Origin of the sequence: Streptomyces sp. NPDC088147 (assembly GCF_044741565.1) — a bacterium.
Classification (GTDB): Bacteria; Actinomycetota; Actinomycetes; order Streptomycetales; family Streptomycetaceae; genus Streptomyces.
Window position 1 is genome coordinate 225,651 of sequence record NZ_JBIUSY010000005.1, and the last position, 10,381, is coordinate 236,031.

The 10,381-nt window shown below is 71.4% G+C and carries 10 protein-coding genes; 4 read left to right on the forward strand and 6 right to left on the reverse strand.

Annotated elements, in window-relative coordinates; translation table 11 throughout:
* Nucleotides 1-63: 63 nt before the first annotated feature.
* Nucleotides 64-474, reverse strand: coding sequence for a rodlin (locus tag ACIOGX_RS19055; RefSeq protein WP_356512537.1), 411 nt, complete (start codon nucleotides 472-474; stop codon nucleotides 64-66).
* A gap of 256 nt (nucleotides 475-730) precedes the next feature.
* On the opposite strand from ACIOGX_RS19055, the gene ACIOGX_RS19060 reads away from it, so the two are divergent.
* From ACIOGX_RS19060 to ACIOGX_RS19070, 3 genes are all read left to right on the forward strand, one after another.
* Nucleotides 731-1,141, forward strand: a complete 411-nt coding sequence (locus ACIOGX_RS19060; RefSeq protein ID WP_401915102.1) for a rodlin — start codon at nucleotides 731-733, stop codon at nucleotides 1,139-1,141.
* A gap of 318 nt (nucleotides 1,142-1,459) precedes the next feature.
* On the forward strand, nucleotides 1,460-1,693 hold the full coding sequence (locus tag ACIOGX_RS19065; protein WP_129767031.1) for a chaplin: 234 nt from the start codon (nucleotides 1,460-1,462) through the stop codon (nucleotides 1,691-1,693).
* 150 nt (nucleotides 1,694-1,843) lie between these two features.
* Nucleotides 1,844-2,836: a chaplin gene (locus tag ACIOGX_RS19070; protein WP_401914541.1), complete on the forward strand. Its 993-nt coding sequence runs from the start codon at nucleotides 1,844-1,846 to the stop codon at nucleotides 2,834-2,836.
* 92 nt (nucleotides 2,837-2,928) lie between these two features.
* On the opposite strand, the gene ACIOGX_RS19075 is transcribed toward ACIOGX_RS19070, so the two are convergent.
* Together ACIOGX_RS19075 and ACIOGX_RS19080 are read right to left on the reverse strand one after the other, a co-directional pair.
* Entirely contained in the window at nucleotides 2,929-4,197 is a 1,269-nt protein-coding gene (locus ACIOGX_RS19075) for an FAD-dependent oxidoreductase (RefSeq protein WP_401767041.1), read from the reverse strand.
* Between the two features lie 85 nt (nucleotides 4,198-4,282).
* Nucleotides 4,283-5,656, reverse strand: a complete 1,374-nt coding sequence (locus ACIOGX_RS19080) for an ATP-grasp domain-containing protein (RefSeq protein ID WP_356512531.1) — start codon at nucleotides 5,654-5,656, stop codon at nucleotides 4,283-4,285.
* Nucleotides 5,657-5,818: 162 nt separating this feature from the next.
* Here ACIOGX_RS19080 and ACIOGX_RS19085 point away from each other — a divergent pair, with 162 nt between their 5' ends.
* Nucleotides 5,819-7,024: a glycoside hydrolase family 26 protein gene (locus ACIOGX_RS19085; RefSeq protein ID WP_401914545.1), complete on the forward strand. Its 1,206-nt coding sequence runs from the start codon at nucleotides 5,819-5,821 to the stop codon at nucleotides 7,022-7,024.
* 39 nt (nucleotides 7,025-7,063) lie between these two features.
* Here the strand turns inward: ACIOGX_RS19085 and ACIOGX_RS19090 are convergent, their stop codons facing one another.
* The 3 genes from ACIOGX_RS19090 to ACIOGX_RS19100 form a co-directional block, all read right to left on the reverse strand.
* Entirely contained in the window at nucleotides 7,064-8,266 is a 1,203-nt protein-coding gene (locus ACIOGX_RS19090) for a GNAT family N-acetyltransferase (RefSeq protein ID WP_401914547.1), read from the reverse strand.
* Between the two features lie 5 nt (nucleotides 8,267-8,271).
* Nucleotides 8,272-8,871 carry a lipopolysaccharide biosynthesis protein gene (locus ACIOGX_RS19095; protein WP_356512865.1) on the reverse strand — a complete coding sequence of 200 codons (600 nt, stop codon included), beginning with the start codon at nucleotides 8,869-8,871 and terminating at the stop codon, nucleotides 8,272-8,274.
* 259 nt (nucleotides 8,872-9,130) lie between these two features.
* Complete coding sequence (locus ACIOGX_RS19100) at nucleotides 9,131-10,291, reverse strand: glycosyltransferase (protein ID WP_356512525.1); 1,161 nt, start codon at nucleotides 10,289-10,291, stop codon at nucleotides 9,131-9,133.
* Nucleotides 10,292-10,381 lie beyond the last annotated feature (90 nt).

Sequence of the window (10,381 nt, forward strand, 5' to 3'; positions counted from 1 at the left end):
GAGAAAAAGGCCGGGCCACCGCGGAATTCAGCGGTGGCCCGGCCCGGCGGCCCGGCCGATTTCTCAGCGGTTGCCCGTGCCGTTCCCGGACAGGATCGGAATGTTGTCCAGGATGTGCGACAGCGCCTCGTCGCCCTTCGCCTGCGTCGAGTTCTCCACACACTGCTGGTTCTGCGGAGAGGACAGGACATTGATGTCCTGGACCGAGATCGGCACGACACCCAGCAGGGAACCGACGTTCGCCTTGGCCGGAAGTGCGATACAGGGCTTGTTCAGCGAGCCCTGGATGAGGGCGATCTGCGGGCTCATGTTGCCGTGGGTCGCCATGTTGCCGTACGCCTGCGTGGCGAAGTTCCCGCTGGCGGACGTGGTGCCACCGTCGTTGCCGACGGCGAGCGCGGTGGGCGCGGCGGCGGCGGAAACGCCGACCACGGAGGTGGTGACGGCCAGACCGGCCATGACCTTCTTGATCACGATGAGTCCCCTTCTGAAGGAAGCCCCAAAATCCCCGGGGCTACTGGTGCAACTCCAGACCCCGGGTTTGGTTCCGGCCCTTCACTCCAACGGCGTATTACCGGGGATCAACAGGCCCGCCACTCCCGGCCGACGCCACAGGACAATGCCGCGTTCACCGGCAAGCCGATCGGGTGAAGCAGCGGAACTAAACAGCTGGTGGCCGGTTGTGCAGGTCGCTCCGCATGCATTCTTTGAGAAAAGGAAACACATCGTGATCAAGAAGATTATGGCCGGCGCGGCCGTCGCCGTCTCGGTGGTCGGTGTCACGGCCGCGGCGGCGCCCTCGGCGTTCGCCACCGCCAACGACGGTGGGACCACCTCCCTGAGTGGAAACGGTGCGGAGGAAGCGTTCGGCAACCAGTCCACCCGGGGCGACCTGAGCCCGCAGGCGGAGCTGATCCAGGGCTCGCTGAACGACCTGTGCCTCGGCGTGCCGGTCAAGGCCAACGTCGGTTCGCTGGTCGGCCTCCTCCTGCCGGTCACGGTCCAGGACCTTCAGGTCCTGTCCAGCCCGCAGAACCAGCAGTGCGCGGAGAACTCCACCCAGGCGAAGGGCGACGAGCCGCTGTCGCACGTCCTGGACGACATCCCGGTCCTGTCCGGGAACGGCGCGGGCAACCGCTGATCCCGCACCTCCCGCAGCACGTACGGGCCGGCCGGGGCGATGGAGCCCCCGCCGGCCCGTACGGCGTTGACGACGGCCGATCAGGGACGGGCCCGGGGCGCGGAATTGCGGAAAAATTCCGCATGTATTCCGGGATGCGCGAAGAAGAAAACATTATCGTGGCAACCGAGTGAACAAACGGCTGCACGAATCCTGGACAGTTTCTTCGACAGCACATAATCGTTGGACTTCCAGCAGCGGACGTATGAGCCGGAAAAGCCGTGCTCGCGTTCCACGAAAGCCGTGCGAACGTATTCGCCGCTGCGGAAAGGGCTCAAGATGAAGTGCAAGAAGGCCGCAACGGTCGTCGCAGGCCTGCTCCTGGCCATGGGTTCCGCTGCCCCGGCCATGGCCGACGCCGAGGCGGAGGGCTTCGCCGCCCACTCGCCGGGTGTTCTCTCCGGAAACGTCATTCAGGTTCCCGTGAACATTCCGGTCAACGTGTGTGGTAACAGCATCGACGTCATCGGCCTGCTGAACCCCGCGTTCGGCAACAAGTGCATCAACAAGTGACGTTGCAGTGACGTTCTAAGGGCACCCCGCGGGGGTGTTCTCGGCCGGTCCCGGGGCGCGTACGACCTGCGCCCCGGGACCGGCCTCAGTTGGCACCGATTTCAACCAGCGACCACTGCCCGTCGAACCGGCGGGCAGGAGGAGAACCAGATGCGAGATCTCATCAGTAAAGGACTGCTCACCGCCGCAGCGGCGTCGAGCGTCCTCTCCATGAGCAGCGGTTACGCCCAGGCGGTGGACGCCGACGGGGCAGCCGTCGGTTCACCGGGCGTACTGTCCGGGAACACCATTCAGGTGCCTGTGGAGATCCCGGTCAATGTCTGCGGGAATACGGTGGATCCCATCGGGGTACTCAACCCGGTTTTCGGCAATGCCTGCGTCAATTCGTCGACCGGACCGCGGCACGCGGCACATCCGGCTCCCGCGCCCCACGCAGCGCCGGGCCCCCAGACGGCTCCCGCGCCCCACTCGGACCCCGCGCCGCACGCGGATCCGGCGCCCCACGCCGGTCCCCCGGCGCAGGCGGCTCCCCCCGCGCACGCCACCCGGCCGGCTCCCGAGGCGGACGACGCCGTCACACCGCCGGCCCCGCCCCACAGCCACGCGCCGCACCACGGCGCACCCGGCCACGCGTCCCCCGGCGGGTATCACGACGAGGCCGCCAGCTCCACGCACGCCTCCGCCGGGGCCGTCGGCTCGCCGGGCGTGCTCACCGGCAACGTCCTGGAGGCCGTCCTCGACATCCCGCTGAACATCTGCGGGAACTCGGTGGATCTGATCGGCGTCCTCAACCCGGCCTTCGGCAACCTCTGCGTGAACGGCACCCCGCAGGCGCCCCACGGCACCCCCGGAACCCCCGGAACCCCCGGATCCCCGGAGGCGCCCGGGACCGTCACTCCGCCGGACGACCGCGCCGTGGACCCGGCCGGCCCCGCCACGCAGCCGCGTACCCCGGCCCCCCGGGGTTCCTCCGAAGCGATCCTGCCCGCCTCGTCGCACCTGACCACGGCCTCGGACGAGTTCGCTCAGCTGGCCTCCACCGGCAGTGATCTGAACCTGCTCGCCATGGGAGCCGCCAGCGCCGGTCTGCTGCTCGGTGGCGGAATCCTCTACCGCCGCAGCACCGCCGCCTCGCGCGTCTGACGGCCCATCCGCCGGGCCGGGAGAATCACCACGGATTCTCCCGGCCGGCGTGAACGCGCCGCGGCCGTCGCCGCCCCGGCGCGGCGGCGCCGTCAGGACAGTCTCGGCTCCCCCACCGGCGCCGGCGAGGTCTGCCGCTGGCGGACCGTGACGAGCGAGCCGCCACGTGATCCGAGCCGCCGCCGCACCCCCGCCACCAGCCGCTCGGCGGTGTACGCCGCCCCGTACACGAACCGCATGGAGGGGCCGAACGACGGGGCGCTCAGCAGACCGGCGACGAACAGCCCCGGGTACGAACTCTCGAAGACCGCGCTCGCCTCGGGCGCGCTGCTCGGCCGTACCGTCCGCATGCCGGTCCGCAGCTCACGGTCGACCAGGCCGAGCCGTTCGAGCCCCGGCGTGAATCCGGTGGCGGCGATGACATGGTCCGTGTCCACGGTCTCGACCCGGCCGGTGGTGGCGACCAGTTCCAGCCGTACGCGCCCGTCCGCCCGGACCGCGCCCGCCACGCTCTCGCCCAGCCGGACGTCCACCGCCGACTCGAAGCGGTCCCGCAGCCACCACGCGCCGGCGGGGCCGAGCGCCGAGGTGAAGACCCGGGCCCGGGTCGTCTCGGGCAGTCTGCGGAAGATGCCCGGGGTCTCCGCGTAGAGATAGTTCTTCCATCCGCAGCCCAGACCGGTGTGCGGGGCGCGGGCCGCCTCCAGGGCGGGGCGCTGCCGGGGCGGCGGCAGGGTGTTCCAGTTCAGTCGGTCCGACCGGGCCACCACCCGTACGACGGTGCCCTGTTCGGCGAGGAGCGCGGCGGTCTCCAGGGCGGCCTGCCCGGCGCCGATGACCGTCACGTCCCGGCCCTCGAAGCGCGTCAGACCGGCGTGGTGGCTGCTGTGCGACACCTGGTCGGAGGGGAGTCCGCGGAGCGGGGCGGGGATGTCGGTGAAGGGCATCACCCCGACCGCGAGCGCCACCGTCCGGGCGAGGACGGTGGTCCCGTCGTCGGTGTCGAGCCGGAATCCGCCGGGGCAGGCCCGTACGGACGTGATCATGCGTTCGTCGACCGGCGGCGCCGCGCGCTCCGCGAACCACAGGCCGTACGAGGCGAAGAAGCCGACGGGCAGCGGGGAGGCGTGCCGTACCTCCACCCCCTGGGTCGCGGCGTAGGCGGCCAGGCTGAACGCGCCTTTCGGGTCGGAGAGATTCGACGCCCACGGTTCGGACTTCAGGAACATGCCGGGCGGCATATGGTCCCGCCACGAGGCCATGGGTCTGCCGAACACCCGCAGATCGAGGCCGGCCGCCGCCGCGTGGGCGGCGATGGAGAGTCCGTAGGGGCCGGCGCCCACAACTACCAGGTCGTACATCGTGTGTCCCGCTTCTCTGTGTCGGACGTGCGGACGTGGGGCTTGGGTGGTTGACGGACGGTGCGTCAGGGGCGGACTCGCCCGTCTAGGGCGTGTGGGAGACAGGGGGGCGTGGATTGGCGCGGTTCCTGCCCCGGCCGCGCTGCCGTACGGGGGACGTACGAGGCCGCTCGGCGCCGGCCGTACGGCGCCCTGGCAGCGCCCGTCCGAGCCTGCGCCAGCCACGCCGTACGACATGCAGCATCCATGCGACGGCCATGGCGTACGCGGGCAGCGGATCGTCCAGCGCGAACCACGCGGCCTCCGTGGACCGGGGCCGCAGCACGCCGCCCCCGCCCCGGCGCACGCCCCAGTAACGGAAGGGCGTGAGGAGGGTCGACCGCAGCGACGCGAGGAAGGACAGCAGCGCGTAGTTCTCCACCACGAAGGTCCTGCCGTGCGCCGCCTCCTGCGGGGGAACGGCCCTGCCGGTGAGGTCCAGATGCAGCGCCCGTACGACATCCGTGCCCGACCGGTCGGTGAAGAGCCGGAACTGCGCGCCGGGCCGGGGGTTGAAGTCGAGCAGGTGGTAGGCGCCGGTGGCGGTGTCGAGCCGGAAGTCGAGATCGAGGATCCCGCGGTAGCCGAGCGCCGTGACCATCTGACGGGCCATCCGCTCGACCGCCGGATTGGGCAGCCACCGGCCCACCGCGGTCAGTCCCGCCCCCACCGGCCAGGACCGTTCCTTCCGTCCCGCGGCCCCGATCAGGCACTCGCCGCCACCGCCGCTGTAGCCGTGGAAGAACCAGTCCAGGTCCCGGCCCTGCGGCAGGAATTCCTGGAGGAGCAGCCGGCTGCCCGCCTCGGCGCTGCGCCCGTACAGCTCGCGGGCCTCCTGCGGGGAGCGCACGACCAGGGTGGAGCGCAGTCCTGTCCCCTCGGGCAGGAGCCAGGGCCTGCTCCACTTCGCCACCACGGGCAGCCCGAGCGACCAAGCCGCCGCCGCGGCCTCCTCGGCGCCCGAGGGGATGACGGTGCGCGGATGGGGGATGCCGAGCGTGCCGCAGATCCCGACCAGCTCCGCCTTGTCCGCGACGCGTTCGGGCAGCCCTGACGGCTGTTCAGGGAGCAGATAGCGGCCGTCGAGCCGCTCCCGCAGCCGGCCGACCGCGATCGCGCTCAGATCGTCCATGGCGATGAGCACGGGCGGGGTGGCGAGCCGGTCCGCGATGCCGAGCAGCAGCCGCTGAATCTCCGCCAGATCCGAAGGCTCCGTCAGATCCGTGAGGCGGTCGGGCCGTAGATGCGCCCGGCGCAGATAGCGGGAGCGCCCCACGGGGCTGCGGGCCGCCTCGATCACCGCGTGGACCTCGATCCCGGCGCGGCCAAGGGATCTGACGGCGCCAAGGGTGCCGTGGTGGAACGGGTTGCGGTCGAGCCTCATGAGTACGGCGGGGACTCGGGTGTCAAAGCTCGGCACGGTGATGTCCTTCATTTCGGTAACCCATGCGGGGGATGAAATTCACGAACGGACTACTGGAACGCCAGGCCGGGTTCCCGATCGGCTTATTAGAAATACTTTGTGATCAACGTGACCACGGCTCGGGGCCACGGAAAGAGGTCCTACTCACGAGGAGCGGACATGCCCCTTCGACGACGACGGCTGACGACCACCTGCCTGGGAGTGGTCGCGGCCGGCCTCCTCGCGTCCGGTGCGGCACTGCCCGTCACCCATGAAGCGGACGAACCCGCCGCGGCGAAGGATTCGACGGGACGCGGGAAACCGAAACCGCCGCGGGCGGCCTCACCCGCGCTGGGCGCGTATCTGGATTACGGCCCGAAGGGCGTCCGGCGTATCGAGGGCATGGAGAGATGGCTGGGCGGCAGGGAGCTGCGGGTGGGGCATACCTATCTTCCCGGCGACGTGTGGTCCAACATCGAGGGCAAACCCGGCTTCCTGGAGGACTGGGCCGCATGGCGAAAGGCGAAGGACGACCGGCTGTTCGTCCTCAATGTCCCCATGCTCGAGCGCAATGAGGAACGGGTGCCGGACGGTCTCGTCCGCCGTGAGCTGCGCCGGGCCGCGCAGGGCGATTACGACAGCCACTTCAAGGCCCTGGCGGAACGGCTCGTCGGCCTGGGTGTCCCGGACACGGTGATCGTGCTCGGCTGGGAAATGAACGGGGTCACGTACACCCATCGCTGCGGGCCCGACCCGGAGTCGTGGAAGAAATACTGGAATCGCATCGTCACCACCATGCGTGCAGTACCCGGACAGAAGTTCCGGTTCGATTTCGCTCCGAACCGCGGAAGGGACGACATTCCCTGGACCGAGTGCTATCCGGGTGACGATGTCGTCGACATCATGGGCATGGATTCTTATGACCAGCCACCGGGCCGGACATTTGATGAACAGGTGAATGAGCCCTTTGGGCTTCAGGAGCACGTGGATTTCGCCGCTGCACACGGAAAGGTTATCTCCTATCCGGAGTGGGGCCTCTTCCGCAACGGTGACAACCCGGAATACATGCGCCGCATGCTCCAATGGATCGACACGTACAAGCCCGTGTACAGCACGCTGACCGACTACTGCCCGCACGGTGTGTGGCAGTGCGGGCAGAATCCCAAGTCGTCGAAGATGTTCCGGGCCCTGCTGTACGGGTTCAAGCCGCTGCCCCTGCCGACCCCGCTGCCCACGCCGGCCCCGCTGCCCACGCCGGCGCCGACCCCCGCGCCCACCGAGCCGCCGCGGACCTGCATGCCGCTGGACCTCGGTCCCTGGGTGGAGAAGTGGCTGGGCGGCAAGATCTGCGTCCACCTCAACTGGTCACGGCGCGAGGACGGCTGACCAGCCCCCCCCCCGCTACGGGGCGGCGGGCGCCCGGGGTCATCCCCCGGCGCCGCCGCCCCGCAGCCGTTTGACGAGCACGGCGGCCCGGTCGCGGCCCGCCGCGAGCCCGACCAGCAGCCGCAGGGACGGTGCCAGATACGGCCGGGCGAGCAGCAGCCGCTGGTTGCGGACGGTCTCGGGGCGCCAGTGGTGTTTGTACGGCTCGTCGCCGCGCAGCATGCTCAGCGTGGCGCGACCGCTCGTACTGATCCGCCGCGCCCCGCTCCGCAGCAGCATCGAGGCCACGTCCACCTTCCTGGCGCGCAGCACCGGATCGGCCCCGTACAGATAGCCGCCCTCCAGCAGGCCGGACATCAGGGTGAGATCCGCGGCGACCACCGCGCCGGACAGCCGGAACTCGGTCAGCCGCGCGTCGCCGTACTCGGTCATGGACCGTACGGACCGGATCAGATGGTCCGCGAAGCGCGGGCTGAGATGTTCCGGGGTGACCCCGCGGCCCCGCCACTGGAGCCGGTGCAGCTCCAGCAGCCGCCCGATCGCCGCCGGGATCTCGTCCTTCGGCACCACCCGTTCCTCGATGCCCAGCGCGTCCAGCTTGCGCAGCTTGGCGCGGGCGCGCTGGGCGCGCGAGGAGGTGAGTCTGCCGAGCAGTTCGTCCATGGGAACGCCGGGCAGTTCGAGGCAGAGGGAGTCGTCGAGCTTCCTGCGCGGGCCCGCCCAGCAGGCGAAGATTCGTTCCGCCGCGGCCCCGGGCCGTACCTCGCGCAGATCGATCACCGCCGTACGGGCCAGCCCCGCGAGCGATGTCGCCAGCGCCGCCGCGGCGGCCTCGGTGCAGTCGTCGTGGAGCAGGACATCGGAGAAGTCGGAGATGGAACCGCCGAGTTGGACGAGGACGGGCAGGGGGCGGTGGACGAGCATCAGCGGGGCGGCCGCGACGAGTTTCGTGCCCCGGCGTACGAGCACGACGCGCAGCCCGCGCCTGTTCCCGTACGACAGCCACCACGAGTGCAGCCAGGCATGGCTCTGGAACGGCGTGGCCGTGCGGGAGCAGCGGTACAACTCGTTCCAGGCGGGGGCGAGTTCGGCGAAGCGGCCGGCATCGCGGCAGAGCTCCGTGGTGAACACCGGGCCGGCGGCCCGCGAGGCGGAGGCGGAGAGCGGGGCGAAGACGCGAAGGTGCGTGACCGGAGGAGCTGTGGGGGCCGCGGCGGTGCGCGCGCTCGATTCGGCGGCCATCGGACTCACACCGTTTCCGACTGCGGCAGGGGCTGCGCCTGGGACTGCGGCGGGGCGGACGTCGGACCGGGCACGCTCGCGTGGAACTCACCACGCCGCGGCTTCGGTCTGACCAGCAGGCCGAGCCCGCCGAGCAGCCCGCCCGCGCAGCCGCCGACCAGGGCCGACAGCCCCGCCGAGGGGGTGACCGGGCCGGAGGGCTCCACGGCCCGGGAGAACTGGAGCACCCGCACCTTCGTACTCCCCTGCAACTGGGAACCGTTGACGACCAGCGCCCGCGCCACCCCGTTCGCCATGTTCACCGCGTTCGATGCCCGGTCCGAGGTGGCCGTCACGGAGATCATCGGAGCGTCCGGCGAGGTGGCCGTCTGCACGCTCTCCTGGAGCGTCCGCGCGGGCACCCCGGCCCAGACCGCCGCGTCACCGATCAGCGCGACCTGCGCGGCGACGCGCCCGTAGGCCGTCGCGAAGCCCAGCGCGGCGGCGGGGTCGGACTTCTCCGTCGGTACGACGACGACATAACTGGTCGCCGAGTACTGCGGGGTACGGAGCATCCCGTACGTACCACCCGCCAGCGCCCCGGCCAGGACCGCCACCGGCACGATCCAGCGGGCGGGCAGGGCCGCCGCCTTCGACAGCGGAAGACGCGGGACACGGGGGCGGCGGAGACGCGGGAGACGTACGAGACGGAGGCGACGCGAGAGGCGGCCGAGACGGCGGCGGCGGGGGCGCCGGGGAAGGTGGGGAAGACGAACGAGACGGGGGCCACGCTCCGCCACGGGGGCGGACGCCGATTCGGGGACGGCGGGCCGGCGCCGCCCCGCCGGGCGGCGCGGGGGATTGCTGTGCGGAGTCATGAGCAGCTCACTTCTCGGAGGGGGCCGGGCCGCGGACGGCGTTCTCGTAGACGGTCATCAGCTGGCGTGCGCTGTGGGCGATGTCGTAGTGACGCGCGGCCGGGGGTACGGGCAGCCGCCGCGGCCCCGCCTCCTCGAACCGCCGCAGTTCGTCGACGAGTCCGGGTACGGAGCCGCTGACCCGGCGCGCTCCCGGCGCGGCGTCGGCGGGCAGGTCCTGGAGGGCGGGGCAGGTGACGTGGAGGACCGGCAGCCCGGCCGCGAGCCCCTCCACGACGGCGAGCCCGAACGCCTCGTCGTGGGAGGTGGAGACGAAGACGTCCATGGCCGCGAGCAGCGAGGGGAGATCCGGCCCGTGCTGCCGCGGGAGCGCCGCGGACGGGGGCGGCGGCGGGGGCGGCGGGTCCTGACAGGAGCCGTGCAGCATGATCCGGTCGGCCGCTCCCCGCTCCCGCGCGAGCCGCAGGAGCCGGTCGCGCTCGGGTCCGTCACCGACGAGGAGCAGCCGCGCGCCGGGCAGTTCGGCGACGGCCCGTACGAGCCGGTCGAAGCGCTTGCTGCCGGTGAGCCGTCCGACCCCGCCGACCACGAAGGCGTTCTCGGGCACTCCGAGGCGGGCGCGGGCCGTGCGGCGTGCGGTCTCGTCGTAGGCGAAGCGGCCGACCTCGATGCCGTTGGGGACCACATGGATACGGTCGGGGCGTACCCCCCAGCGCTCCAGACGCCGGGCGACGGTGGCGGAGACGGCGACGGTCGCGGTGCCCAGGCGTTCGCCCGCGAGGTAGAGGCCGCGGGCGCCCGCGGAGAGCGGCCGGCCCTCGATCTGGACGGCCCCCAGGGAGTGTTCGGTGGCCACGATGGTCCGCACGCCGGCGATCCGGGCCGCGAACCGCCCGTACAGGCAGGCGCGGTAGAGGTGCGTGTGCACCAGGTCGTACCGTCCCCGCTTGATCAGCCGCGCGAGCCGGGGCAGGGCGCCGAGGTCGCGGTTGCCCGCCATGTCGAGGTCGGTGACGGGGACGCCGTCGGCGACGATGCCCTCGGCGACCGCCCCCGGGTTGGTGAGCGTGATGACTTCGCTGTGCGTCGGCAACTGCCGTAACAGGAGCCTGAGTTGCTGCTCGGCGCCGCCGATGCCGAGACCGGTGATGATGTGCAGCACCTTCATGTCGTCGTCGCCGCCCGGGTGTCGTCGTGCACGGTCCGCTCGGTGTGCGAGGTGTGGGCGGTGTGGGCGGCCTGCGCGGTGTGGGCGGCC

What these genes read in the sequence shown, in the direction of transcription:
- ACIOGX_RS19100 (WP_356512525.1), bottom strand. Translation starts at nt 10,291, where the DNA reads ATGAAGGTGCTGCACATCATCACCGGTCTCGGCATCGGCGGCGCCGAG.
- ACIOGX_RS19070 (WP_401914541.1), top strand. Translation starts at nt 1,844, where the DNA reads ATGCGAGATCTCATCAGTAAAGGACTGCTCACCGCCGCAGCGGCGTCG.
- ACIOGX_RS19065 (WP_129767031.1), top strand. Translation starts at nt 1,460, where the DNA reads ATGAAGTGCAAGAAGGCCGCAACGGTCGTCGCAGGCCTGCTCCTGGCC.
- ACIOGX_RS19090 (WP_401914547.1), bottom strand. Translation starts at nt 8,266, where the DNA reads ATGGCCGCCGAATCGAGCGCGCGCACCGCCGCGGCCCCCACAGCTCCT.
- ACIOGX_RS19085 (WP_401914545.1), top strand. Translation starts at nt 5,819, where the DNA reads ATGCCCCTTCGACGACGACGGCTGACGACCACCTGCCTGGGAGTGGTC.
- ACIOGX_RS19075 (WP_401767041.1), bottom strand. Translation starts at nt 4,197, where the DNA reads ATGTACGACCTGGTAGTTGTGGGCGCCGGCCCCTACGGACTCTCCATC.